The organism is Novosphingobium sp. SG751A, assembly GCF_013149295.1.
In the GTDB taxonomy this organism is placed as follows: Bacteria; Pseudomonadota; Alphaproteobacteria; order Sphingomonadales; family Sphingomonadaceae; genus Novosphingobium.
This window is the reverse complement of record NZ_JABGCB010000007.1, coordinates 244,077-269,602: the sequence shown is the minus strand read 5'-3', so window position 1 is coordinate 269,602 and position 25,526 is coordinate 244,077. Positions and strand designations below refer to the sequence as shown.

22 protein-coding genes are annotated in these 25,526 nt (G+C 64.8%); 9 read left to right on the top strand and 13 right to left on the bottom strand.

The window, feature by feature from the left end:
* Positions 1 to 35 precede the first annotated feature (35 nt).
* The 5 genes from FHW96_RS11945 to FHW96_RS11925 all read right to left on the bottom strand — a co-directional run bounded on the left by FHW96_RS11945 (position 36) and on the right by FHW96_RS11925 (position 6,382).
* Positions 36 to 1,229: a glycosyltransferase gene (locus FHW96_RS11945; RefSeq protein ID WP_172340787.1), complete on the bottom strand. Its 1,194-nt coding sequence runs from the start codon at positions 1,227 to 1,229 to the stop codon at positions 36 to 38.
* Positions 1,230 to 1,387: 158 nt separating this feature from the next.
* On the bottom strand, positions 1,388 to 1,912 hold the full coding sequence (locus tag FHW96_RS11940) for a DUF2141 domain-containing protein (protein WP_172340786.1): 525 nt from the start codon (positions 1,910 to 1,912) through the stop codon (positions 1,388 to 1,390).
* 3 nt (positions 1,913 to 1,915) lie between these two features.
* Positions 1,916 to 2,908 carry a hypothetical protein gene (locus FHW96_RS11935; protein WP_172340785.1) on the bottom strand — a complete coding sequence of 331 codons (993 nt, stop codon included), beginning with the start codon at positions 2,906 to 2,908 and terminating at the stop codon, positions 1,916 to 1,918.
* Positions 2,909 to 3,017: 109 nt separating this feature from the next.
* Positions 3,018 to 3,761 (bottom strand): DUF2334 domain-containing protein, encoded by a 744-nt coding sequence (locus tag FHW96_RS11930; protein ID WP_172340784.1) that lies wholly within the window; start codon positions 3,759 to 3,761, stop codon positions 3,018 to 3,020.
* A complete protein-coding gene (locus tag FHW96_RS11925; RefSeq protein ID WP_172340783.1) occupies positions 3,758 to 6,382 on the bottom strand; it encodes an MMPL family transporter in 2,625 nt (874 codons plus the stop codon). The genes FHW96_RS11930 and FHW96_RS11925 overlap by 4 nt, the downstream gene beginning before the upstream one ends.
* Before the next feature lie 83 nt (positions 6,383 to 6,465).
* Between FHW96_RS11925 and FHW96_RS11920 the strand changes: the two genes are divergently transcribed.
* Positions 6,466 to 7,458, top strand: coding sequence for a lysylphosphatidylglycerol synthase domain-containing protein (locus FHW96_RS11920; RefSeq protein WP_172340782.1), 993 nt, complete (start codon positions 6,466 to 6,468; stop codon positions 7,456 to 7,458).
* Between the two features lie 241 nt (positions 7,459 to 7,699).
* Here FHW96_RS11920 and FHW96_RS11915 read toward each other — a convergent pair whose 3' ends face one another.
* Genes FHW96_RS11915 through hpnI form a run of 4 tightly spaced genes read right to left on the bottom strand, consistent with a single transcriptional unit; the run spans position 7,700 to position 12,108 of the window.
* Positions 7,700 to 8,695 (bottom strand): VacJ family lipoprotein, encoded by a 996-nt coding sequence (locus FHW96_RS11915; protein WP_172340781.1) that lies wholly within the window; start codon positions 8,693 to 8,695, stop codon positions 7,700 to 7,702.
* Positions 8,695 to 9,513, bottom strand: a complete 819-nt coding sequence (hpnK, locus tag FHW96_RS11910; protein ID WP_253950894.1) for a hopanoid biosynthesis-associated protein HpnK — start codon at positions 9,511 to 9,513, stop codon at positions 8,695 to 8,697. Before hpnK ends, FHW96_RS11915 begins: the two co-directional genes overlap by 1 nt.
* Positions 9,514 to 9,517: 4 nt before the next feature.
* Entirely contained in the window at positions 9,518 to 10,963 is a 1,446-nt protein-coding gene (gene hpnJ / locus FHW96_RS11905; protein WP_172340780.1) for a hopanoid biosynthesis associated radical SAM protein HpnJ, read from the bottom strand.
* Positions 10,960 to 12,108, bottom strand: coding sequence for a bacteriohopanetetrol glucosamine biosynthesis glycosyltransferase HpnI (gene hpnI, locus FHW96_RS11900; RefSeq protein WP_172340779.1), 1,149 nt, complete (start codon positions 12,106 to 12,108; stop codon positions 10,960 to 10,962). Before hpnI ends, hpnJ begins: the two co-directional genes overlap by 4 nt.
* Before the next feature lie 57 nt (positions 12,109 to 12,165).
* Between hpnI and hpnA the strand changes: the two genes are divergently transcribed.
* Genes hpnA through FHW96_RS11865 form a run of 7 tightly spaced genes read left to right on the top strand, consistent with a single transcriptional unit; the run spans position 12,166 to position 19,909 of the window.
* The gene (gene hpnA / locus FHW96_RS11895) at positions 12,166 to 13,188 is read left to right on the top strand and encodes a hopanoid-associated sugar epimerase (RefSeq protein ID WP_172340778.1); all 1,023 of its coding nucleotides are present in this window, start codon (positions 12,166 to 12,168) and stop codon (positions 13,186 to 13,188) included.
* Positions 13,185 to 14,321: a glycosyltransferase gene (locus FHW96_RS11890; RefSeq protein ID WP_172340777.1), complete on the top strand. Its 1,137-nt coding sequence runs from the start codon at positions 13,185 to 13,187 to the stop codon at positions 14,319 to 14,321. Before hpnA ends, FHW96_RS11890 begins: the two co-directional genes overlap by 4 nt.
* Positions 14,318 to 15,184: a squalene synthase HpnC gene (hpnC, locus tag FHW96_RS11885; protein ID WP_172340776.1), complete on the top strand. Its 867-nt coding sequence runs from the start codon at positions 14,318 to 14,320 to the stop codon at positions 15,182 to 15,184. The genes FHW96_RS11890 and hpnC overlap by 4 nt, the downstream gene beginning before the upstream one ends.
* A gap of 5 nt (positions 15,185 to 15,189) precedes the next feature.
* A complete protein-coding gene (gene hpnD, locus FHW96_RS11880) occupies positions 15,190 to 16,038 on the top strand; it encodes a presqualene diphosphate synthase HpnD (RefSeq protein WP_172340775.1) in 849 nt (282 codons plus the stop codon).
* Positions 16,039 to 17,310, top strand: a complete 1,272-nt coding sequence (gene hpnE, locus FHW96_RS11875; RefSeq protein ID WP_172340774.1) for a hydroxysqualene dehydroxylase HpnE — start codon at positions 16,039 to 16,041, stop codon at positions 17,308 to 17,310. It begins immediately after the preceding gene.
* On the top strand, positions 17,307 to 19,244 hold the full coding sequence (gene shc, locus FHW96_RS11870; RefSeq protein WP_172340773.1) for a squalene--hopene cyclase: 1,938 nt from the start codon (positions 17,307 to 17,309) through the stop codon (positions 19,242 to 19,244). Before hpnE ends, shc begins: the two co-directional genes overlap by 4 nt.
* Entirely contained in the window at positions 19,232 to 19,909 is a 678-nt protein-coding gene (locus FHW96_RS11865; RefSeq protein WP_172340772.1) for a phosphorylase, read from the top strand. The genes shc and FHW96_RS11865 overlap by 13 nt, the downstream gene beginning before the upstream one ends.
* A gap of 59 nt (positions 19,910 to 19,968) precedes the next feature.
* Here the strand turns inward: FHW96_RS11865 and hpnH are convergent, their stop codons facing one another.
* A complete protein-coding gene (gene hpnH / locus FHW96_RS11860; RefSeq protein WP_172340771.1) occupies positions 19,969 to 21,141 on the bottom strand; it encodes an adenosyl-hopene transferase HpnH in 1,173 nt (390 codons plus the stop codon).
* Positions 21,142 to 21,163: 22 nt separating this feature from the next.
* Positions 21,164 to 22,129 carry a 4-hydroxy-3-methylbut-2-enyl diphosphate reductase gene (gene ispH / locus FHW96_RS11855; RefSeq protein ID WP_253950906.1) on the bottom strand — a complete coding sequence of 322 codons (966 nt, stop codon included), beginning with the start codon at positions 22,127 to 22,129 and terminating at the stop codon, positions 21,164 to 21,166.
* Positions 22,130 to 22,393: 264 nt separating this feature from the next.
* Here ispH and FHW96_RS11850 point away from each other — a divergent pair, with 264 nt between their 5' ends.
* Positions 22,394 to 23,020, top strand: a complete 627-nt coding sequence (locus FHW96_RS11850; RefSeq protein WP_172340769.1) for an ABC transporter substrate-binding protein — start codon at positions 22,394 to 22,396, stop codon at positions 23,018 to 23,020.
* An 85-nt stretch (positions 23,021 to 23,105) separates the two neighbouring features.
* Here the strand turns inward: FHW96_RS11850 and FHW96_RS11845 are convergent, their stop codons facing one another.
* Together FHW96_RS11845 and dxs are read right to left on the bottom strand one after the other, a co-directional pair.
* Positions 23,106 to 23,525 (bottom strand): DUF2141 domain-containing protein, encoded by a 420-nt coding sequence (locus tag FHW96_RS11845; protein ID WP_253950891.1) that lies wholly within the window; start codon positions 23,523 to 23,525, stop codon positions 23,106 to 23,108.
* Positions 23,522 to 25,465, bottom strand: coding sequence for a 1-deoxy-D-xylulose-5-phosphate synthase (gene dxs, locus FHW96_RS11840; protein ID WP_172340768.1), 1,944 nt, complete (start codon positions 25,463 to 25,465; stop codon positions 23,522 to 23,524). The genes FHW96_RS11845 and dxs overlap by 4 nt, the downstream gene beginning before the upstream one ends.
* Between the last annotated feature and the right edge of the window lie 61 nt (positions 25,466 to 25,526).

The following is a 25,526-nucleotide window of genomic DNA, read 5'->3' as shown; positions in this document are numbered from 1 at the left end:
GGCAAAGCGCGTATCAACACCAGTGTAAGGAAAACTCAGGCGACTTGGGCATTTTCTGATAGGCGACGGGCGGTGCCTTCAGGTCCCTCTCCGCGCCGGGCGCTGGCGTAATCGGCAAACAGCGCCTCGAAATGACCCTGCGTGGAAACCACCTTCACCTCGGGCGGAGCCTTGGGCAGGTTGCGGAGCAGGCGAAGCGTGGCGCGCGCCGCAGCCATGGCGCTGCCCGCGCTATAGGTCACTCCCGCCCCCCCGCGCGCATGGTCGGCCGCCCCGCCGCGATCCGGCACGATCACCGGCACCCCGCTGGCCCGCGCCTCGGCGGCGGCCATGCAGAAGGTTTCGGCCTCGCAGCCATGGATCAGCGCATCGGCGCTGGCCAGAATGGTGGCGAATTTGGCGCGGTCTTTCTCGGGTTTCAGCAGCTTGATATGGGGATTGCCCGCCACTTGCTTCAAAATCCGCGTCTTTTGATTGCCTGCGCCCAGCAGAACGAGGCCAATGGGCATCGACTGGCTGGCCGCCGCCACCGCGTCCACGATCATCGGCCAGCGCTTTTCCGGGCTGAGCCGCCCGACGCCGATCAGCAATTTCGCGCTTTCGGGCAGGCCGCACATTTCCAGCAACCGCCGCCGCAGCGCCGGGCTGCGCCGCTTGGGGCTGAACAATCCCGCCTCGATCCCCATCGGATGCAGCACCGTATGGGCAACGCCCCCCGCCGCCAGACGGTCGCGCAATTCGCCGCTGGCGCAGACCACGCGCTCGAACTGATGGCCCAGTTCGCGCAGGTGCTTCCAGAAAGGCTCGAAGCTGCGGTCGATGGCCTCGCGGCTCATGATCGGTTCGAACCAGCGATAGGCATAGGCCGAGAGCGGGTCGGCATGCATCACCAGCGCGCGCGGCGCATCGCCGGGCCAGCGCGCGACCATGCTGGCGCTGCGCCATGGCGATGAAACCTCAAGGAAATCAGGCTTGAGCGCGGTGATTGCCGCGTGCAGCGCTTCTTCATCCTTGAAATACCAATATTTGCGATCCAGCGGAAAGCGCGGCGCCGGGATCGTCACGATCCGCGCCATCGGCCCGCGCTCGATCACCTCATGCCGGTCGCCGGGGGCAAGGATGATGATCTCATGGCCCAGTTCCGGCCCGATACGCATCTTCTGCTCGACATAGGTTTTTACCCCGCCGCCATGGGGCGTGTAAAAGGCGCAAACATCAACGATCCGCAACTGGCCCCTCCTGTCGCCGGACAGGTCTGCATGTCCGATGTCCGCTCTTGATACCTCGGGCGGCATCCGGGGCGCATGTGGCCTCTGGCGGGGCAAAGCGCAAGAGGGAGGGCGCCGGGTGTGACACGGTGTGTCACGCCTGCATCAGTTGGCCTGCATCAGTTGATCGGCGACATGCCCAGACCGTTGCGATAATTCAGCGTGATCGAAACCCGCGTGGGGCCATTGCCTGCCACCGCCTTGGTCGCGGCGGCCTTGGGCTTGTGCCAGCCAAGGCGCGGATTCGAGGCAAAGCCGATGCCATCGACCCACCAGCCGAACTTGCGGTTATTGTCCCGGTCATGCAGCAGCATGATCGAATAGGGGCCCGCCGCCGGAACGCGCACACAGATCTGGACAGCGCCGCTGGCGGGCGTGTCTTCCTCGACCCGGCGGAACGCCTTGCCCTGATAGACCAGCACGTTGTCGTCCATCAGGAAGTCGGTGTCATTGTTGGGATAGACTTCCAGCTTGAGCTTGCCGGTGCGGTCTTTCAAACCGATAACATCGACAAGGAACGCCGGTCCGCTTTCGCCCGCCCGGCACTTGCCCTCCGCCTTGCCCAGCTCGGGCGTGGAGGCCAGCGGCACCGCCGGCTTGGCCGGCGCTTCGGCGGCAAGGATCAGGGGCAACAACAAGGCCATGCTTTATCCTTCTTTGCGCGAGGTGATAAGGTCGACAGTGGCAAACACCGTGCCAACGATGATATGGGCGATCGGGTAAAGGACAGCCATCATCGCCAGCAGGTATGAAATCTGATCATCATGCCCCATCAGGAAGATGGCAAGACCAGAAAAAGCAGCGTCTTTATAAGGCACAAGCGGCAGGCGCGAAATCAACATACGCAGCGTGGCCAGCACCAGCCAGATACCATAGGCCACATCGGGCAGCACCAGATGCCACAGCAGCGCGGTCAGCCCGACATAGGCGATGATGCGCAGGAAATGAACGCCCGTGATAATGAACAATTCGCGCCGGGGCAGCGAAAACAGCTTTTGCCGGAACAGCAGAATGACAAAGGACGTCACCAGCACCACGCCCAGCGAGGTGAACACGGTGGTCGTATCCTTGCCCATCACGCCCGACTGGATGATCTTCCATGCCGCGCCCAGCATCACCAGCGTGGCGATATTGCCGGTCAGCGCCGAGAGGATCGCCATGTCCTTGATCGCGCCGAACGGGGCCGTCACCATGCCAAGGCGCGCTCGCGCCCAGGCATAGAACTGCACTTCGCCCAGATAGGACATCAGCAATTCGTTCGACACCTGCTTGCGCAGCAGCGCCGGGATGCCCGAGGCCGGAATGCGCCACAACCGGCGATAGATCACCCATTCGGACAGCGGCGGCATCATGTAATTGATGACAAACACGATCCAGAACGGGGCCGAACGCGGCACCATCTCGATCAGCCCCTTGGGGTTGAGATCGAGCAGCCGCACCGCCACCACCACCAGAATGGCCAGCGAGATCAGCGAGCTGGCGAAACCGGCGATGCGCGAACGGCGCTGATTGGCCTTGTCGGCCTCCTCCAGCGCGATGTCGCGCACGGGGGCCGGTTCAGATGCCTCGCCATGGGCAAAGCCTTGGGTCAACATCTGTTGTGCTTCCTGGTCTGCCCCGGTGGGTGTCTTGTCGCTCATAGTGGCGCCGCCTTGGCAGGCTTTGCCCGTGATTGCCAGTAGGCAACTTGAGCCATGCTTATGCCGTTTTGGGTTCTAACGGGGGCTGAACGGGCCATGGGGCGAATGTTCAGCTTGCCAGCAATTGGCCATAGCGCGCCGGACGACGGCGGGCGGCAAAGCTGCTGTAGGTGGCGCGGATCGAGGAAATCAGTTCAGGAACAGTGGTATCGCCCGGATGCACCGCGATGCGCGCCACATCCAGCCCATGCAGCCCCACCCGCGCCAGAGATGCAAAGAAGCGCGAAGAAAGCTGGCGGCCCTTCGTCCTGCTGGCCCATGTCACCACCGGGCCGCGCGCCAATGTCTCGCCTGTTGCGGGGCGCCACACGCGCATATGATCCTCGGCCAGAGGAAAGCCCGATTCGGCCAGCGCGGCCATCGCGCCTGGCCCATAAAGCCACGCAGGCGCGATAAAGCCCGCCGTCTCGCGCCCGATAATATCCTCGATCAGCTTGCGCCCGTCGGCCATCCGCCGCGCCGCTTCGGCCTGCGAAAGGCCTAGAAACTCGCCCTCGCTGGCGGTCATGTGTTTCGCCTTGAAGGCCGCCACGCCGCTGTGCTGGGCCAGATCCTTGTGAAACCAGCCGTGGACGAACATTTCCACGCCCATATCCGCCCACCGCCGCAACTTGGCCTGATAGGCCGCATTGCCCGCCAGCGGCGCCTCGCTCCAATGATCGGGCACGACCAGCATGGCGAAATTCATGCCGTCCAGCAATTCGCAGAGCAGATCGGCCAGTTGATCGACCTGCGCCTCGGCGCGCGGGCCGACATCGTGGATCGAGGCCAAAAGCATCTTCTCGCGGCTCATGGCTTTTCCTTCTTATGCACGGGACCAAGCAGCGCAGGCTCAAAGATCAGCGCGCAGATCAGCGTCCAGACCAGCGAAAGCATCAGGATCAGCCCCATGCTGGCCGTACCGGGATGGGCGCTGAACCACAGCGCGCCAAAGGCCGACCCCGTGGCCAGCGCGCTGCACAACACCGCACGCGCCAGCGATGTCTGCAACAGATCGCCCACGCCCGAACGCCACGCCATGACGAAATAGATGTGAAACGCCACGCCCACCCCGAACAGCAGCGGAAAGGCGATGATATTGGCAAAATTCAAAGGCTGGCCGATCGCCACGCATGTGCCCAGCGTGAGAAAGCCCGAGAGCACCACCGGCGCCAGCGTAAAGGCCACCTCGCGCACCGAGCGCAGCACCAGCCACAGCAGCCCCGACACCAGCGCCAGCGCCAGAATGCCCGCCGTGATAAAGGCATGGGCCACGGTCTTGGCGGCCTCTTGCGTGGCCACGGGCAGGCCGGTGGCGCGCGGCGCCTCGGCGCGCACGGCGGCGGTAAAGCGCGCGATGGCGGCATTGTCGGTGCCATTGCCGGTGCTGTCGATCTTGGGCGTCACCTGCACCAGCGCGCGTCCGTCCTTGGCCAGCCAGTCGCGGCGGATCTCTTCGGGCAGGTTCTCGCGCGTCACTTCACTGGCGGTCAGCGAGGCGCGGATCTTGTCCAGCGTCAGGCCCAGCGGCGGTACCAGCATGGCGCTCACCGCCTCGCGCCGGGCCGGGGATGCGGCGGCCAGCGCGGTAAAGCTGGCGGCCAGATGCGCGGCAGGAGCAGCGGTCACACCGGGCCGCGCGGCCAGAGCCTTGAGCGATAAGGCCGCCTTGTTCAGCGCCGCCACGGTGGCCGCATCATCGCTGGCGGGGGCAAAGTCGAAAGGATTGATCGTCGCGTCCAGCAGCAGCGAGGCGTCCGAAATCAGCGCCAGTTTCACCCCCTGCGCCTCGGGCACGAAACTGTCGATGGTGACCGCGCGGGCCACTTCCTTGCGGCGGCTCAGGCGTGCCTCCAGATCGTCGGCGGCGCTCACATTGGGGGCAAGGATCGTGATCGTGTTGGGTGTGCGGTCCGCGTCCTGCATCAGGATCGAAAGCTCGCGCATCGCCGGGCTGTGCGGATCGCGCAGGTGCAGCGGGTTGAAGTCGAATCTGACCCAGACCAGCGTGACCACAGAAAGCAGCATCGCGCCGACAAAGGCGATCAGCACATCGCGCCGATGCCGATGCAAAAACGCATCGAGCGGCGCGGCCCCGGCCCAGCCCACATCCGCCGCCGGAACAGAAGGGCGCAAGACCATCAACAGCGCGGGCAGCAGCGTGATGTTGAGCGCAAAGGCCACGATCATCCCCATGCCCGCGATCACGCCCAGTTCGGCAATGCCGACATAATCGGTGGGCAGAAAAGCTCCCAGGGCGAGGAAGATCGCCGCCGCCGCCAAGGACAAAGGCTCACCAATGGCGGCGGCCATGCGCTCCAGCGCTTCCATCGGCGCGGCCCCGGCGCGGCGCTCATGGTTGAAACGCACCGCCACCTGAATCCCGAAATCGACGCCAAGGCCAACGAAGAGCGGAATAAACGCCACCGAAATCAGATTGAGCCGCCCGACCGCCAACAGCCCCAGCGCCAGCGTGATCGCCAGCCCCGCGATGATCGTCACCAGAATCGCGCCCACGATCTTGGCCGAGCGCGTCGCCAGCCACAGGCAGGCCAGCATCGCGGCCAACATGCCAAGGCCGATCATCCCCATGCCCTCGCGGATCGAGGCGAATTCCTCGTCGGCCAGCGGCACTTCGCCGGTGATGCCCACGCGCATTCCATGGGCGGCGTCCAGTCCCAGCGCGGCGGCCTGCGCGCGGATGGCCTCAACCGCGGCCGCGCCCGGCTCCAGATCGCCATAATCCATGCGCGGCATCACGATCAGCAAACGGCGCGTGGGCGGGGCGAGCGAACCCTTGTCGGTGGAAAACATCCGCTGCCACGAGAAATACTGCACCTTGCCCGCCAGCTTGGCGTCAATCGCGGCCGACAGCTTGCCCAGCGGGTCGGCAAGCCGCGAGGCATTCTGCGTGCCGCGCGCGGCGCCATCGGCCACGGTGTCGATGGTGGCGGCAATGCCATGCAGGCTGGGGTCGCCCGCAAGGCCGCCCAGCAGGGGCTGGGCATCGATCAGGCGCTGCGTGGTCTGCTGCACCTCGGGCAGATCGGCGAAGAGCAGGCCCGAGCGGTCGAAAAACGCCCCGCCATCGGGCCGCCGCACCGCCACAACCGGCCCCTTCGGCCCCAGCTTGCCCAGCGCCTCACTCAACCGGATCGCGCCATCCTCGGCCAGTTCGGGCGTTTGCCCATCGACCACGACAAGGATCGAATCCTTCAATTGCGGAAAGGCCGCCTCGATCGCCGCGCCATCCTGACGCCATGGCGTTTTGGCGCTGATCAGCTCGCCCGTATCGGTGGTCATCGCGAAATGCCCGGCCACATAGGCCAGCGCGCCCGCTACCAGCGCCAGCGCCAGAACCAGCGTGATCGCAGGGCGACGGGATGCCGCGCGGATGGCGCGCAGGATGGCGGGGGTCAATCGGGCGGTGATCATCGCGGGTTGCTCTGACCGAAAACTGGGGCGCAAACAAGGCACAACCTTGCCCAATGCGCCACATCCGCCTATCGCGCCCGCCCATGAGTCAGTCCAGAACCCCGCGCCGGTGGAGCGCCATCCTGCCCTCGGTGCTTTTGCTGGCGGGGCTGTTGGGCATGGTGGCGGCCAACAGCGGGCTGCGGCACATGTTTGCTCAGGCCGTGGCGACCATCGATCCGCTGGCGGTGCTGGCGATCCTGCCGGTGCAATTCGTGGCGATCCTGCTGTGTACCGCCGCGCAACAGGCGCTCAAGGTCGGTATCCCCTTCCGCTCCAGCCTGATCGCGCGATTGGTGCGCGATGCGGCGCACAGCCTGCTGCTGTTTCCCCCCGGCCTTGGCGATGTGGTGGGCGCGCGGGCGGTGGTTCTGCTGGGCGGGCGAGGGCGCGCGGCCGTGGCCCTGCGCGCGCTCGACATCATTGCCGAGGTGATTGCCGAGCTGCCCTATATGGGGCTGGCCGCCTTTGTGCTGTATCATTGGGGCCATTGGGGGCAACAGGCTGCGCCCGCCGCTTCGTCCTCCGGCGCATCGCTGTGGTGGGGGCTGCTGGCGGTGCCGCCGCTGGCCTATGTCGGATGGCGGATCTGGCGCAGCAGCGCCCATCACCGCCGCTTTATCCAGACCCGCACCGGCCGCCGTCTGCGCGCCGAAATCCACCTGATGCGCCGCGAACTGGCCCGTCAGCGCACCGGCCTGCCGCTGGCCATCATCCTCCACTTCTTTGCATGGAGCATGGCCGGGGTGCAGGTCTATATCGCGGCCCACATGTTCGGCATGAACCTCTCGCTCTTCGCCGCCTTCGCCATCGAAAGCGCGGCCACCGCCGCCCGCATGATCCTCTTCTTCGTCCCGGGCGGGCTGGTCATGCAGGAAGCGGGCGCGGTGCTGGCCGGCGCCGCCATGGGCGTGGCCGCGCCTCAGGCGCTGGCGCTGAGCCTGATCCTGCGGTTGCGTGAGCTGACCTTTGGGCTCTCGCTGCTGATGTGGCCGGTGCTGGAATATCGCGCGCGGCGGGAGGCGTCAGAGGGGTAAGATTTGCCTCCGGCGGGCAAAGGGCGGGGGCCCTTGGCAATCCCGATACTGTTGGCGTGGCGTTTCGTCTTTGGCTGATGGGCGCGGCGTTGGAATGATAAAGCCTGCGGCGCTTTTCAGCGCTTGATTGCCGCGCCGCAGGCTTTGCAACCATTGCCTAAAACACGACCTCGCAAGCCTCTCCCCCCATTAACGGGATTGCAAAGGGACTGAGTCCCTTTGCCCGCCGGAGGCGTTCTTTTTAAGGCTTAACCGGCTTGGCCCCCGGATCTTCCAGCGGATCGTCGAATTCGGGCACTTCGGGCGTCTGCCCCGGCGGGACTTTGAGCGCGGCGATCTGTCCGGCGCGGTGTTGCAGATAGGTTGAGCGCAGGGCGGCGTAGAAATCGACCGACTGGGCCTTGAGCGCCTTCAATTCGGGCTCTGCCCGCGCACGCGCGTCGATGCCGCTGGTGACCAGGGCGATGGCGCCGGGAGTGGAGACGGCCACGGCCTCGGTGACGAAGGAGCGGGTACGGCGGTTAGGGGCGACGGCCACCTGCGGGCGCGACACGCGGTCGAGCAGCAGCGGTTGGGTAAAGGCGTCGCCGCCAAGGCCGATCAGGTCGCGGATGGTGGTCGGCCCAAGGATGGGCAGGTAGAGATAGACCCCCGGCCCGGCCCCGGCCACGCCCAGCGTATTGGAGAAGCCGTTGACATGGGCGGGCGTGTTGAAGGGCTTGCGCTTGGCCACGTCGACCAGCCCGCCAAAGCCCAGCGTTGAATTGAGCACGAAGCGTTTGGCGGTCTGCCATGCGCGCGCCGGTTTCAACTGGATCATGTCATTGGCCAGCGTCGAGGGCATGAAGATATTGGCCAGCGCATTATGCACCCCGTCGCGCACCGGTTCGGGCAGGACGGTGCGATAGACGATGGCCATCGGGCGCAGGATGAAGCGGTCGATCGGCTGGGTGATGGCGAAGAACACGCGGTTCATGCCTTCGAGCGGATCGGGATTGGCCAGATTGGCGATGGTGTCGGGGCCTTCGTCGGGTTCCTCGAAGGTCTTGCCGTCGCGCTCGGCGGCCTGCGCCATGCCCATCACGATGATGGGGGCGTTTTCCTGCGGAGTTTGCGCGGCGATGGCGGCCACTTGGGCTGCGGCTTCGGCATCCTCCGGCGAGGGGGCCGGATCGGGCGGGCTGACGGCGGCGGCCAGCGGGGCCAGCGCCAGCGGCAGGACGAGGGGCAGCGCCATCAGGCCACCTGTCGTCCGGCAAATCGGGCAAAAGGCCCGGTTTCCACGCCGCTGGCCCGCAGCGCCGCGATCACGCCCGGATCGGTCAGCGCGGCCAGTTCGGCGCGATATTGATAGCCGGGCGCGGAGCCGGGATAGGCGTCCTGCGTGGCGGGATGGGTGTAAAGCTCGGTCAGGCCCTCGGGCAGGGCGGCCAGCGCGGCGGCCATGCGATCGGCGGTAAAGGCCCCGGTCTGGATCAGGCCCGAAACATTATCATTGGTGGCGATGCCGCCCTTGCGCCAGCGCCGCCCCAGAAAGCGTGCCCAATGCTCCATCATGCCGGTCCCGGCCTGTGCGGGCATACGGATCGCGGGCAGGCCGTGGCGGCGCCCTTCCTCCAGAATGGCGGCGGCGATCATCGGGTGGAGGTGGAAATGTTTGTGCGCGTTGACATGATCGAGCGCGAGGCCCGTTTCGGCAAAGGCGGCAAATTGCGCGGCGACCTCGGCCTGCATCTGCCCTCTCGCCACCGGCGAGAGGGCGATGGCAAAGGCTGTGCGCACCATGGATTCGTGAAACCAGCCATCCGGCCTGACCAGCATCGAAACCTGCTCTGGCGGCAGCACCGGGCGACCATCGGCCAGCACCACATGCAGCCCCACGCCCAACCCCGGCAATCGGCGCGCCCGCGCCGCCGCGTCCTGCGCCGCCTCGCCCGAAACCATCAGGCTGGCGGCGGTCAGGATGCCTTGCGTATGGGCGCGCTCGACCGCTTCGTTCACCGCCAGCGCGGCGCCGAAATCATCGGCGGTCACCACAAGGCGGCGCATGGTCATCGGTTTACGCGGCTTCCTTGCGCTGACGCAGGAACTGGAAGAATTCCACGCCTTCGCGCAACCGCCGCTTCATCATGTCCCAATCGCGCACCATTTCATTGACGATGGCGCCGATCTTGCGCGGGCGGAAATAGAAGCGCTTGTAGAATTCCTCGACCTTGGCGTGGATCACGCTGGCGGGCAGGTGGGGATAGGAGAGCTGGGCGATCTGGTGGCCGCCATCGTCGGTCATCGGCTTGCCGCCCGCGAACCAGCCGTTTTCCACCGCCTGATTATACAGGAACGTGCCGGGATAGGGCGCGGCCAGCGACACCTGAATCGTGTGCGGGTTGATTTCCTGCGCATAGCGGATGGTTTCCTCGATCGTTTCCAGCGTTTCGCCGGGCAGGCCGAGGATGAAGGTGCCGTGGATGGCGATGCCAAGCTCGTGGCAATTCTTGGTGAACTCGCGCGCCACTTCGACGCGCAGGCCCTTCTTGATGTTGTGCAGGATCTGCTGATTGCCGCTTTCATAGCCGACGAGCAGCAGGCGGCAGCCATTGGCCTTCATGATTTCCAGCGTCTTGCGCGGCACATTGGCCTTGGCGTTGCAGCTCCACGTCAGCGGGAAGCCAGGCTTGCCAAAGCCCAGTTCGCCCATCGCAATGGCCAGCTTTTCCACGCGGTCGATGTCATCGGTCAGCGTGTCGTCGTCAAAGAAGATCTCCTTGGTTTCGGGGATTTCCTTGAGGATGTACTGGATCTCCTCGATCACCTTGGCGACCGAGCGCGAGCGATAGCGGTGGCCCGAAATGGTCTGGGGCCACAGGCAGAAGGTGCAGCGGCTCTTGCACCCGCGCCCGGTGTAGAAGGACACATAGGGCGCCTTGAGATAGCCGATGAAGTAATTGTCGATCTTCAGGTCGCGCTTGTACATGGGCGAAACCATGGGCAGCGCGTCCATATCCTCGATGATGGCGCGGTTCTTGTTGTTGATGATCGTGCCGTCCGGCCCGCGATAGCTGATGCCGTCGATCTCGGCAAAGGGGCGCCCTTCGGCCAGTTCGACGCAGGTGTAATCATATTCCTCACGCGCGACGAAATCGATCGCGGTGCTGGCCTCAAGGCTCTGCTCCGTTTCGATCATCACCTTGGCGCCGACAAAACCGACGAGGCAATTGGGGTTGCGCGCCTTGATCAGTTCGGCCGTCTTGATGTCCTGCATAAAGCTGGGCGTCGAGGTGTGGAGGATGACCAGTTCGGCGGTGTCGAACTCGTGGGCGATGTCTTCCCAGCTTTGATCGTGGGCGGGCGCGTCGATCAGCTTGGAGCCCGGCACCATCGCGGCGGGCTGGGCCAGCCAGGTCGGATACCAGAAGCTCTTGATCTCACGCTTGGCCTGATAGCGGGCGCCGGCGCCCCCGTCGAAACCGTGGAAGGAGGGGGCTTGGAGAAAAATGGTGCGCTTCATCGGTCTCTCTTGGTGCGGGCGGCGATCCGGCCCTTGGAGGTCATTGTAAGGCTTGCGCCGCGCCAATCAATCGCAGTTGCGAACAAGCTGGCGCAAAAAACGCAAAAGCCGATGAGATCGGCGAGGGGTATCAGCCATAGGGGCAGGGTGATAGGCGCATATTTATGAACCTTTGCTGCAAGCGCAAGGCGTACAAGGATAATTGCCAGCAGCAAAGCCCCGCCGATACCGGGCGCCAATACCGCCGCCAGAACCCCCAGCGGCAATCCATGCGTGACAATCGAGCCGTAATGCCCTGCGCCTGCCAGATCACGCACCGTCACGGCCCAGCGCAAATGCTGGCGCCAGAGCGCGCGAAGGGATGATTCTGCCCCTGCATGGACGAGAATCATCGGCGGAATATCCACCCGCAGCCCCTGCGCGCGAACGCCCGCGCCAATCGCGTGATCGTCGGCCAGCACATCGGCCAGCGCCTCAAATCCGCCCATGGCGTCCAGCGTCTCGCGCCGCAGGGCGATAGTTGACCCCATGCAGGGCTGGGCCATGCCGGTAACCAGACCCACCACCATATTGGGCAGGGTCTGGCCTGCGATCATCATCGCGCCCACCCTGCTCCACAATCCGGCATCGCCCCGCCCGACATAGAGGCACGAGACCGCCCCCACCCCCGGCTGGGCCAAGGCATCGTTGATCCGCATCAGGTAATCAGGCGCGACCACCATATCGCTGTCCGACAGAACCAGCACATCATGCGCGGCCAAAGGCATCATCGCGATCAGCGAGCCGACCTTGCCATTGGCCGCCGCCCTTTTCGACTCCGGCGCGCGCGGGCCGGGGTAATAGGCGATATTGTCATGCGCCGCGATCAAGGCGCGGGCCACCGGCGCGGCGCCATCCTCGGGCGTATTGGTGCCCAGCACGATCTGCACCGGGGCGGGATAATCCTGGACTGTAAATCCATCCAGATTTTCGGCCAGACGCGGTTCTGCGCCATGCAGCGGTTTCAGAATTGTAACGGCCTGCGCGGGCGCATGGGCGGCAGGCGGCGCGGCAAAGAATCGCCCCAGCGCGCCAAGGGCAAAGAGTTGATAGAGCAGGCCAACCCCCGCCAGCGCCAACGCGCCATATGCCAGCACATATCCCATGGCCGATGCCCCTACACCGCTTTGCAGTCGCAGCAAAAGGGTTTAGGGGCATGGCCCATGAGCGGACCCATCACGATCGTTACCGGCGTCGCCGGTTTTCTGGGCAGCGCGGTGGCGCGGGTGCTGGCGGCGGAGGGGCGACAGGTGCGCGGCGTGGTGCGCGGTTCCTCCTCGCGCGTCAATCTGGCCGATTTCCCCGGAGAGATCGTTGAGGCCGACCTGCGCGACGAGGGCGCGGTGCGTGAAGCGATGCGCGGGGGGGCGGAATTGTTCCATGTCGCGGCCGACTATCGCCTCTGGGCGCGCGATCCGGGCGAGATCCTGCGCAACAATGAAGCGATGACGCGCGCCGTGATGCGCGCCGCTCTGGCCGAGGGCGTGGGCAAGATCGTTTACACCTCTTCGGTGGCGACTCTCAAACCGCTGGACAATGGCGTGGCCGACGAAACGCGACCTGCCAGCGTGGCCGAGGCTGTCGGTATCTATAAACAATCCAAGGTCGTGGCCGAAAGGCTGGTCGAGGATATGGTGGCGAGCGAGGGCTTGCCCGCGATTCTGGTCCAGCCATCGACCCCCATCGGCCCGCGCGATGTCAAGCCCACGCCCACGGGGCGCATCCTTGTGGAATGCGCGCATGGGCGGATGCCCGCCTATGTCGAAACCGGCCTCAACCTTGTCCATGTCGAGGATGTCGCGCGCGGCCATCTGTTGGCGGCGCAGCGGGGGCAGATCGGGCGGCGCTACATTCTGGGCGGTCAGGATGTGACGCTGGGGGCGATGCTGGTGGAAATCTGCGCGCAGGTGGGGCGCAAGCCTCCGCGTGTGAAATTGCCGGTGGCGCCTTTGTTTCCCTTGGCCGTGGGCGCGGAATTGTGGGGGCGGATGACGGGGGTTGAGCCTTTCGTCACCGTGGACGCGCTGAAAATGGCGCGCCACCACATGTATTTCTCCAGCGCGCGGGCGCAGGCCGAACTGGGCTATACCGCGCGGCCCTGGCAGGAAGCGGTGCGTGATGCGCTGAACTGGTTTGCCGTGGAAGGGATGATTCCGGCCTCCGCCGAAGGGGGGATGATTCCATGATCTGGCTGGCTGCGCTGGTGCTGGCGATCTGGCTGGGGCTGGTGGCCACCGGCTTCTGGACCTGCCGTGAGGCCGATGACAACGCCCCCTTTGCCGCGCCCGATGTTTGGCCCGAGGTCGTCGCCGTGGTCCCGGCGCGCAATGAGGCCGATGTGATCACCCGCTCCATCGGCAGCCTGTTGCGTCAGGATTATGCCGGGCCTTTCCGCGTGGTGCTGGTGGATGACAATTCCGAGGATGGCACCGGCGATCAGGCCCGCGCGCTGGGCGGCGAGCGATTGACTGTCCTGAGCGGCGCGCCCTTGGCGGCGGGCTGGACCGGCAAGCTCTGGGCCGTGCATCAGGGGATTATCGAGGCCGGGGTGCCGCGTTACCTGTGGCTGACCGATGCCGATATCGAACATGCGCCCGATACGCTGACGCGCCTTGTCGGCATTGCGCATGGCGGCAACCGGCGGCTGGTGTCCTTCATGGCGCTGTTGTCATGCCTGACATGGGCGGAAAAGTGGCTGGTGCCCGCCTTCATCTGGTTCTTTATGATGCTCTATCCGTTCAACTGGATCAACCGGCCCAAAAGCCCGATCTCGGGCGCGGCGGGCGGCTGCGTGCTGGTCGAGCGCGAGGCGCTGGAGGCAGCGGGCGGCATTGGCGCGATGCGCGGGGCGCTGATCGATGATTGCACGCTGGGCGCGCTGATCAAAAAACAGGGGCCGATCTGGCTGGGCCTGACCCGGCGCAGCGTGTCGATCCGGCCCTATGCGAACTGGCGCGAGATCGGCATGATGATCGCGCGCAGCGCTTACGCTCAATTGCGCTATAATCCGTTGATGCTGGTGGGCACGGTGCTGGGGCTGGCCTTGATGTTCGGCGCGCCGGTGTGGCTGGCGCTGGGGGCAAAAGGCGCGGTTCAGGTTATGGGCCTGATCGCTCTGGGGCTGATGCTGGGGTCTTATCAGCCGATTCTGGGCTTTTATGACCGCGCCCCGATGCGCGCGCTGGCTCTGCCTTTGGTCGCGCTGTTCTATGTTTCATGCACAATCTATTCAGCTTGGGCCCATTACCGCGGCAAGGGCGGCATGTGGAAAGGTCGCGCACAGGCATTAGACGCTTCTGGGGACATTTCTGGGGCATGACAGACACCATCCTGACCACGGCCGACCTGCAAAGCGGCAAGGATCACACGGGCGAGAACTTTCCCGTGGCCAGTTTTCTGGTACGCCCCGATGCGCGCGCGCCGGTGATGGCTTATTACCGCTTTGCCCGCGCCGCCGATGATATTGCCGATCACCCCACCGCGCCGCCTGCGGAAAAGCTGCGCCTGCTGGGCCTGATGCGCGCCGGGCTGGAAGGGGGCGAGGCCGGGATCGGCGATCCTCTGGCGCAGGCGCTGGGCACCGTATGCCGCGAGCGGGGCATCAGCCTTGCCCATGCCCATGACCTGTTGACCGCCTTTGAGCGCGACTGCACGATCGACCGCTATCAGGACTGGGCGGGGCTGATCGACTATTGCCGCTATTCGGCGATGCCGGTGGGCCGCTTTGTGCTCGATTGCCACGGCGAGGACCGCGTCCTCTGGCCGATGAACGATTCGCTCTGCGCCGCGCTCCAGATCATCAACCACCTTCAGGATTGCGCCAAGGATTACCGCGCGATCGACCGGGTCTATATCCCGCTCGATTCGCTGCGCGCGGCGGGAATCGGGGTGGAGGCTCTGGCCGAAAAGCGCGCCAATCCGGCGCTGCGCGGGGTGTTGACCGATCTGACGCTGCGCACCCAGGGCCTGCTGCGGGCCAGCGCGCCCTTTGCCGATGCGATCCGCGACTGGCGGCTGGCCGCCGAGGTGGCCATCATCCAGCGGTTGGCGCAGGATCTGTGCGAGGTGCTGCTGGCGCGCGATCCGCTGAGCGAAAAGGTCCACCACACCAAGGGCCGCGCGCTCACCCTTGCGCTTCGTGCTGCAATGCGGCAGGCGGGCCACCGTATCTGGCCGGGCTGAAGATCATGACCGCAACCACCCTATCGCCTATTCCCGACGCTCTGCGCGCCAAGGTCGCGGGCAGCAGCTTTTACGCCGGCATGCGCATCCTGCCCAAGGCGGAGCGCGAGGCGATGTTCGCCATCTATGGCTTTTGCCGCATCGTCGATGACATTGCCGACGACCAGCAGGCCCCCCGTGGGTCACGCGGGGCGATGCTGGCCGACTGGCGACGCTGGATCGGGGCGCTTTATCGCGGAGGGGACACCGGACAGGCCGCGTTCCTCGCGCAGGCGGTGCGCAGCTTCGCGCTGGAGGAGGCCGATTTCCTCGCCGTGATCGAGGGGATGCAGATGGATGTCGATGCCGACATCCAATGGCCCACCTTTGCCCTGCTCGACCATTATTGCGATTGCGTGGCGAGCGCCGTGGGCCGCCTCTCGGTCAACATCTTTGGCATGGACCGGGCGCAGGGCGTCCATCTGGCCTATCATCTTGGCCGGGCGCTGCAATTCACCAATATCCTGCGCGATCTGGACGAAGATGCCGAAATTGCGCGTGTCTATCTGCCCATCGAGGCGCTGACCCATGCGGGCATCCATCCCACTACGCCCATGGCCCTGATGGCCGACCCCGGCATGGACAGCGCGGCGCGCTGGCTGGCCGCGCGGGCCGAGGCGCATTTTGTCGCGGCGGGCGCCTGCCTTGCCGCGCGCCCCAAGGGGCGCCTCATCGCCCCGCGCCTGATGGAGGAAGCCTATGCGCTGGTCCTTCGCCGGATGCTGGCGCAGGGCTGGCACGCGCCGCGCCGCCGCGTCAGCACCTCCAAGCCGCGCCTGCTTTTCTCGCTGATCCGCCATCTGGTGATGGGATAAATGGGTTTCGTCCGCGCACAGGTGATCGGGGCCGGCATGGCAGGGCTGGCGGCAGCGGTGGAATTGTCCGCGGCCGGTTGCCCGGTGTCGCTGTCCGAGGCCGGGCCGCGGGCAGGGGGGCGCTGCCGCTCCTATTTCGACCCCGTGCTGGGTCTGACCATCGATAATGGCAATCATCTGGTGCTGGCGGGCAATCCGGCGGTTTCGCGGTTTCGCGCGATGGTGGGGGCCGACACGCCTCTGGCCGGGCCGCCCCATGCGGATTTCGCCTTTGCCGATCTGGCCAGCGGCGAGCGCTGGACCTTGCGGATCAATGACGGACCGGTGCCGTGGTGGGTGTTGGTGCCGTCTCGCCGGGTGCCGGGGTCGCGTCTGGCCGATTATCTGCCCTTGGGGCGCCTGCTCAAAGGGCGGGCGGATCAGACCATCGGTGATCTGGTGAGGCCGCAGGGCTCGGTGTGGGAGCGGATGCTGCATCCGGTCCTGCTGGCCGCGCTCAACACCGATCCGGCGGCCTCCTCCGCCGCGCTCTGCGCCAATGTGCTGGCCGAAACGCTGGCCAAGGGCGGGCGGGCCAGCGCGCCGCGCGTGGCGGTGCCAACTCTGGCGGCGGCGTTTATTGATCCGGCGGTGGACTGGCTGGAGGCGCAGGGCGTGGCTTTGCAGACCGGGCGGCGGCTGCGCGGCATCCGGTTTGATGGCGATGTGGTGGCCGCGCTGGAATGGGCCGATGGGGCGCAGGCGATTGGCCCGGATGAGGCGGTGGTTTTGGCCGTGCCCGCATGGGTGGCGGCCTCGCTGGTGCCGGATCTGACCGTGCCGGATGATCACCGCTCGATCCTCAACGCCCATTTCGCCGTGGCGCCGCCGCCGGGCGCGCCCGAGATGCTGGGCCTGACCAATGCCACCAGCGAATGGATTTTTACCCATCCCGACCGGATTTCCGTGACGATTTCGGGCGCAGACCGTCTGATGGACGAGGACCGCGAGGCTCTGGCTACGATGATCTGGGCCGAGGTGGCCCGCGCGCTGGGGATTTCCGCGCCCATGCCCCGCTGGCAGATCGTCAAGGAAAAGCGCGCCACCTTTGCCGCCACGCCCGAGCAGGACGCGCGGCGGCCGCACACCAAAACCGGCTGGCGCAACCTGTTTCTGGCCGGAGACTGGGTGCAAAACGGATTGCCCGCGACCATCGAGGGGGCGATCCGCTCCGGCGACAGCGCGGCACGGCTGGTTCTGGGCCAGCCTTTGAAATATGGAAAAGTACGATGAGCCAAGCTGCCCCTGATCGCGCCCTTCTGGACGCCACCATCGCGCGCGCCTCGCAATCGCTGCTCAGCGAGCAGCGCGAGGATGGCCACTGGGTCTATGAACTGGAGGCCGACGCCACCATCCCGTCCGAATACGTCCTGTTGCGCCATTTTCTTGGCGAGCCGGTGGATGAGGAGCTTGAGGCCAAAATCGGCCGCTATCTGCGCCGGATTCAGTCGGATGCCCATGATGGCTGGCCGCTTTATCACGAGGGCGGGTTTGATATTTCGGCCACGGTGAAGGCCTATTACGCGCTGAAGATGATCGGCGATGATGTGAACGCGCCGCATATGGCCCGCGCCCGCGCCGCGATCCTGAAGGCGGGCGGGGCCGAGGCGGTCAATGTCTTTACCCGCATCCAGCTTGCGCTGTTTGGCGCCGGGCCGTGGGATGCTGTGCCCACCATTCCGCCCGAACTGATCCTCGCGCCGCGCTGGTTTCCGGTCCATTTGCTGAAAATGAGCTATTGGGCGCGCACGGTGGTGGTGCCGCTGCTGGTGCTTTGTGCGTTGAAGCCCGTGGCGCGCAATCCGAAACAGGTGTTTGTGCCGGAGCTGTATACCGGCGTGGCGCGCAAGCTGACCAGCCAGGCCGACCATGTTCATGCCCTGTGGAAGAACGGGTTTGAGGCGCTGGACTGGGGGCTCAAGCGCTTTGAAGGGCGATGGCCCAAGGCGATGCGGACCCGCGCCATTCGCCTGTGCAAGGAATGGGTGGTCGAGCGTCTCAACGGTGTCGATGGCCTTGGCGCGATCTATCCGGCCATGGCCAACAGCGTGATGATGTTCGATTGTTTGGGCTATGCCCCCGACCATCCGCATCGCGCGATTGCGCGCGAATCGGTCGAGCGGCTGCTGGTGGTGAAAGAGGACGAGGCCTATTGCCAGCCCTGCGTCAGCCCGGTCTGGGACACCGCTCTTGCCGCCCATGCCATGCTGGAGGTGGGCAGCGAGGAGGCGTTGGCCGGGGCCGACCGCGCGCTCGACTGGCTGGGGCCGCGCCAGATCCTCGATACGGCGGGCGATTGGGTCGAACAGCGCTATGTCCGGCCCGGCGGCTGGGCGTTTCAGTATAATAACGATCATTATCCCGATCTGGACGACACCGCCGTGGTGGTGATGGCGATGGATCGCGCCTCGGGCCTGCGCGGCGACAAGGACAAGGAAGCCATTGCGCGCGGGTTTGAATGGACCGTGGGCCTGCAATCGAAGGATGGCGGATTTGCCGCTTTCGATGCGGATAATGACAAGCTCTATTTGAACAACCTGCCCTTTGCCGATCATGGCGCCCTGCTCGATCCGCCCACGGCCGATGTTTCGGCGCGCGTGGTGTCGATGCTGGCCCAGATGGGCGAGCCCGTCGACAGCCCGCGCATGAAGGCCGCGCTGGGCTGGTTGGAAAAGGAGCAGGAGAAGGAAGGCAGTTGGTTTGGCCGCTGGGGGGTCAACCATGTCTATGGAACCTGGTCGGTGCTGTGCGCATTGGGCCGGGCAGGGATCGGGCGCGACCATCCGATGGTGGCGCGCGCGGTCGAATGGCTCAAAACGGTTCAGAATGCGGATGGCGGTTGGGGCGAAAGCTGCGACTCCTATGCGCTGGATCGCGTTGGCCATGAGAGCTTTGTTTCGAACGCCAGCCAGACGGCATGGGCCACGCTTGGCCTGATGGCGGTGGGCGAGGCGAAAAGCGAGGAGGTCGCGCGCGGGATCGCGTGGCTGATCGCCAATCAGGCCGGGGACGGTCTCTGGGGGCAGGAGCATTATACGGGCGGGGGTTTCCCGCGAGTCTTTTACCTGCGCTATCATGGCTATCCGCGCTATTTCCCGCTTTGGGCTCTGGCGCGGTATCGCAATATGGCGCAGGCCAATGTGGAGCAAGCCCAGTGGGGAATGTGAACGGCAAGCCGGTGATCGTGGTGACAGGCACGCTGCGCGAGGCGGCGGTGCTGGATCAGCATCAGGTCGAGGTGATCGCGGGGGGCAACGACCCCGAACGCCTGCGCGAGGAGTTGATGGAGCGGGCCAAACATGCCGGCGGGCTCATCAGCTATGGCATGTGCGGGGCGGTCGATCATACGCTCAAACTGGGCACGATGGTGATCGGCAAAAGGCTGACCGGGGCGTTTCATACCAAATGCGATGAACGCTGGGTGGCGGTGCTGCAGGAATTGCTGCCCCAGGCTCGGGTGGGCACGGTGCATGCCGATGGCCATCTGCTGACCGATTCGCATGACAAGGCCGAGCGTGCATGGGCCAGTGCGGCCATTGCGGCGGATATGGAAAGCCATATCGTGGCCGAGGTGGCGGCGCATATGAACCTGCCTTTTGTGATTCTGCGCTGTATTTCCGATATTGCCGAGGTGGAATTGCCGCCCGCGGTCAATGTGATGATGGGGCCCAATGGCGAGCTGGCGCTGGGCGCGGTGTTCAAGTCGATCCGTCAGCAGCCCGATCAGATCGGATCACTGACCAAGACGATCATGGGTTTTGCCAAGGCCTATCGTGCGTTGATCAGGGGGTCGAAACAGGCCGGGCCCTATCTGGGCTTTGATTTGCGCTGATGCAAAAAGAGCGGGGGTTTGCGGCCCCCGCCCTTTTTATAACCAGCGCCTTGTTCGGATCAGGCTGCGCGGGTGGCGCGGGCATATCCTTCCGGATCGGAAATCTTGATCTTTTCCAATTCGGCTTCGACCTGCGTGGCATGCACGTCCTGCGCCTTGCGGGCGTTGGACAGGTCGATGTCGGGCGCCATCGGGCCATCGGTGCGGATGCCCTGCATGCCCACTTTGATGAATTCCCACGGGCGCGTCAGCCCTTCCTTGGCCGCCGTGCCTTCAAACCCGCAATGGACCATGCAGTTCGAGCATTTCTCGTACTTGCCGACACCATACTGATCCCAGTCGGTGCCTTCCATCAATTCGGCAAAGGTATCGACATAGCCTTCGCCCACCAGATAGCAGGGCTTTTGCCAGCCAAACACCGTGCGCAGCGGCATCGACCAGGGCGTGCATTCATACGAACGGTTGCCCGCGAGGAAGTCGAGGAACAGCGGCGAATTGGTGAACTTCCACGCCTTGCCGCCGCCTTCGCCCGGCTTGGCATTCTTGGCCGCGCCGCGCTTCAACAAGTCGCGGAACAGGTTCTTGGTCTTTTCGCGGTTCAGGAAATGCTCCTGATCGGCGGCGCGTTCATAGGCATAGCCGGGGCTGATGGTCACTTCGACATCGAGACTGGTCATCAGGTCGAGGAACTTGGCCATGCTCTCAGCCTTGGCATCGTTGAACACGGTGCAGTTGACCTGAACGCGGAAGCCCTTGGACTTGGCCAGATGAATCGCTTCGAGCGCGACGTCATAGGTGCCTTCCTGATCCACGGCCTTGTCGTGCATGGCCTTGTCGCCGTCCAGATGGATCGACCAGGTGAAATAGGAGGAGGGCTTGTAGTCGTTGATCTTCTTTTTCAGCAGCAGCGCGTTGGTGCACAGGATCACGAACTTTTTGCGCGCGATATAGCCTTCGACAATCTTGGGCATATCCCGGTGCAGCAGCGGTTCGCCGCCCGCGATCGACACGGCGGGCGCGCCCGATTCCTCGATCGCCGCCATACATTCTTCCACCGACAGGCGGCGGTTGAGGATCGCGTCGGGATAATCGATCTTGCCGCAGCCCGGGCAGGCAAGATTGCAGCGCAGCAGCGGTTCGAGCATCAGCACGAGCGGATATTTGCCGCCCTTGATCTGGCTGGAAATGGCGTGACCGGCAATGCGAAGGGCAGGGCCAAGGGGAAGGGACAAGGGGGTTACTCCTGGTAGGGCGTCAACCGCGCGCGCGGGCGGGTTCGCCCGCCCGGCGAAGCGCCGCTGGCAGGCTGAACGACACGTTTTCGCGGATGCCGTCAAGCTCTGAGACAGTTATTTTTCTCGAAAGGGCGATTGCGGCAATCACATCTTCGACCAGTTCCTCGGGCGCGCTGGCCCCGGCGGTGACGCCAAGGCGCTCGACCCCGTCCAGCCATTGCGGGTCCAGATCGCCCGCATCGCCCACCAGCCATGCCGGTTTGCCCAGCGAGAGCGCCACATCGCGCAGCCGGTTCGAATTGCTGGAATTGGCCGCGCCCACCACGATCAGCGCATCGCATTCCTCCACCAGCGCGCGCACGGCGTTCTGGCGGTTTTGTGTGGCATAGCAGATGTCGGATACGTCGGGCCCCGCCACATCGTCAAAGCGATCATGGAGCGCGGCGATCACCGAGCGCGTATCGTCGACCGACAGCGTGGTCTGGGTCACATAGGCAATCGAGGAATCCGCGCCCAGCGGCAGCGCGGCCACATCCTCGGGCGTGGCGACCAGATGGACCGGCGCCGGGATCTGGCCCAGCGTGCCCACCACCTCGGGGTGGCCCGCATGACCGATCAGCACGACCTCGCGCCCCTCGCGGGCAAAGCGGCCGCCGTGCAGATGGACCTTGGTCACCAGCGGGCAGGTGGCGTCATAGACCGGCAATCCGCGCTGCTCGGCTTCCTGCTCGACGGTCTGGGGCACGCCATGCGCTGAAAACACCGTGACCGCGCCGGGGGGCACTTCGTCGAGTTCCTCGACAAAGACCGCGCCCATTGCGCGCAACCTGTTTACGACATGCGCGTTATGAACAATCTCATGGCGGACATAAACCGGCGCGCCATGGATTTCGAGCGCGCGTTCGACAATGCGGATCGCGCGCACCACGCCCGCGCAAAATCCGCGCGGCGAGGCAAGTTTGATGGATAAAGGAGCGGCGAGCAGCCGAGCGGGGGAACTCTCTGTCGGTGTCAAACGGTATATCCCTTTTGAACCTGTGCCCTTGGGGGATTTCGGGCAGGGCGCACAGAAGCGCGATAGGCATTGTAACCGCTTCTGTTGGCAGAGAAAAGATTGCGCCAGCCTGAACCGCAGCTTCATTGCGCGCTCATGCCACTTGTTTTACGTATTGCTCTGGCTCAAGGACGCGCAAAGGCCCGCTGCGGCACGGGCATCCGGGGTTAACGCAAGGTTTGATCTGGAGTGAGCATGACACGTCAATCGGGATTCGCATCGTTCAAGGCTGCCGGGGCGCTGGCGCTGCTGGCTCCTTTGTCGCTGGCGGCTGTTCCGGGCGTGGCCATGGCGCAGGCGGGCGATCCGGCGGTTCAGACCATCGAGGGGCTCAATGCGGGCCTGATCGCCACGATGAAGGCGCAGGGCGGACAATCCGCGCGCGCGCGCGTGATCGGCCCGGTGGTCGACCGCGCCTTTGACATTCCCGCGATGGCCCGCCTTTCGGTCGGCCCGCCGTGGACCACCTTTTCTCCGCTCGAACAGGCCAATGTCATTGCCGCCTTTCGCGCGATGACGGTGGCGCAATATGCCGCCAATTTCGACAGCTATTCTGGCGAGAAGCTCAGCCTTGTGGGGGGCGTGGAAACGCGCGGCACGGACAAGCTGGTCCGCACGCAACTGACCGGGCCGGGCACCAATGAATCGCTCAACTATCGCCTGCGCGAAAATGGCGGGCAATGGCGGATCATCGACGTGTTCTATCGCAACGCGATCAGCCAGATCGCCACGCGCCGTTCCGATTTCGCCGGGGTGATCGCCAAGGGCGGCGCGGGCGCGCTGGTGGCGCATCTCAACAAACTGGCCGCCAATCCGAAGTAAGCGGCAGGCATGAAAAAGCCCCGTTGCGTCGATGGACGCAACGGGGCTTTTTCATGCGAACCCAATGGGCTCAGAAATAGCGCTTTTAGAAATAGCGTAGGGCCAGACGGATCACCTGCGGCTTTGCCTCATGGGTGAACACCGCATCGCGCCATTTGGGCGGGCCAAACACGATCTTGGCATCGCGCGAAAAACCGACGCCTTCCCTGGGAATGCCAAGGAAGTTGCGGTCGACTTTCTTGTTGCCATTCTCGTCCTGAAACACCTGCGCCGCCCATTCGCCGGGGGGCACATTGGCAAAGGTCACGCTGGTCGAGCCCTTTTGCGCGGGGGCCGATGCCTCCAGCACGCAATCATCCTTCAAAAAGCTCTTTTGCGGGCAGAGCGCAACATGCACCCGGCCCGCATTCGAGCGGACATTATCCACCGTCACCGTCAGCGACGGGGCAGCCGGGGGCGGCATTATCGCATCGGCCAGCGTCAGAGCGATCAGCGCAAGGCTCAAGCGCGGGCCTCGCCCACGATATCGGCGCTCACGATTTCCGCATCGTTCCAACGCAGCGCCTTGAGCACCGTTTCCACGATATGCGGCGCGTTCAGGCCCGCCGTGTCATACTGCTTGTCGGGCGCATCATGATCCTGAAACACATCGGGCAGACGCATCGTGCGGATCTTCAATCCGCCATCGGTCAGCCCTTCGTCGCTGGCCAGCGTCAGCACATGCGAGCCAAGGCCGCCGATCGCGCCTTCCTCGATGGTGACGACCACCTCATGCGTGGAGGCCAGACGGCGGATCAGATCCTCATCCAGCGGCTTGGCAAAGCGCAGGTCGGCCACGGTCGTGGGCAGGCCCTTGGCTTCCAGTACCTCGGCGGCCTTGACCGCCTCGGCCAGACGGGTGCCCAGCGAGAGGATGGCGATCTTGCCGGTTCCGCCGCGCACGATTCGCCCCTTGCCGATCTCCAGCAATTGCGGAACCGCAGGCATTTCCACGCCCGTGCCATTGCCGCGCGGATAGCGGAAGGCAATCGGCCCGCTGTCATGACAGGCCGCCGTATAGGTCATATGGACCAGTTCGGCCTCATCAGCCGCCGCCATCACCACGAAATTGGGCAGCGAAGCCAGATAGGTGATGTCGAACGTGCCGGCATGGGTCGCGCCATCGGCGCCCACCAGCCCTGCGCGGTCAATCGCGAAACGCACCGGCAGGTTCTGGATCGCCACATCATGTACGACCTGATCATAGGCGCGCTGAAGGAAGGTGGAATAGATCGCGCAGAACGGACGCATCCCCTGCGCGGCCAAACCGGCGGCAAAGGTCACGGCATGCTGTTCGGCAATGCCGACGTCAAAGCTGCGATCCGGGTGCGCCTTGGCGAATTTGTCGACGCCCGTGCCGCTGGGCATGGCGGCGGTGATCGCCACGATCCGCTTGTCCGTATCGGCAATCTTGGCCAGCGTTTCGCCAAACACGTTCTGATAGGCAGGTGCCTTGGCCGGGGCCTTGACCTGTTCGCCGGTGACGACGTTGAATTTCTGGACGCCGTGATACTTGTCCGCCGCCGCCTCGGCCGGGCCATAGCCCTTGCCCTTTTGCGTGACGACATGGATCAGGCAGGGGCCCGCCGCCGCATCGCGGACATTTTCCAGCACCGGGATCAACTGATCCAGATTATGCCCGTCAATCGGGCCGACATAATAAAAGCCCAGTTCCTCGAACAGGGTTCCGCCCATCACCATGCCGCGCGCGAATTCGTCGGTCTTGCTGGCCGCGCGCGACAAAGGCGCGGGCAGGTGGCGCGAGAGCTTCTTGGCCATTTCGCGCAGTTCGAGGAAGGGGCGCGAGGATACCAGCCGCGCGAGGTAAGCCGAAAGCCCGCCGACCGGGGGCGCAATCGACATATCATTGTCATTGAGGATGACGACCAGCCGGTTGCCCGCGCCTTGCGCATTGTTCATCGCCTCATAGGCCATGCCTGCGCTCATCGAACCATCGCCGATGACGGCAATCGCCTTGCCGGGCTGATCGCTCATCTTGTTGGCCATGGCAAAGCCGATGGCGGCGGAAATCGAGGTGCTGGAATGGGCTGCGCCAAAGGGGTCGTATTCTGATTCGCTGCGTTTGGTGAAACCCGACAGGCCGCCCGGCTGGCGCAGGGTGCGGATGCGGTCGCGCCGCCCGGTGACGATCTTGTGCGGATAGGCCTGATGGCCCACGTCCCAGATCACCTTGTCGCGCGGCGTGTCGAACACGTAATGCAGCGCCACGGTCAATTCCACCACGCCAAGGCCCGAGCCCAGATGGCCCCCGGTCTGCCCAACGGTGTGGATCATTTCCTGGCGCACGTCATCGGCCAACTGGCGCAATTCGCCCATCGACAGGCCGCGCATGTCGGCAGGCACCTTCACTCGATCCAGGATCGGCGTCTTCAGTTCAGCTTCCATGGCCCAGCCTTACACGGGTTAATCGGCCCTGTCGATTGATCCCATGGTGTTCATAATGCAT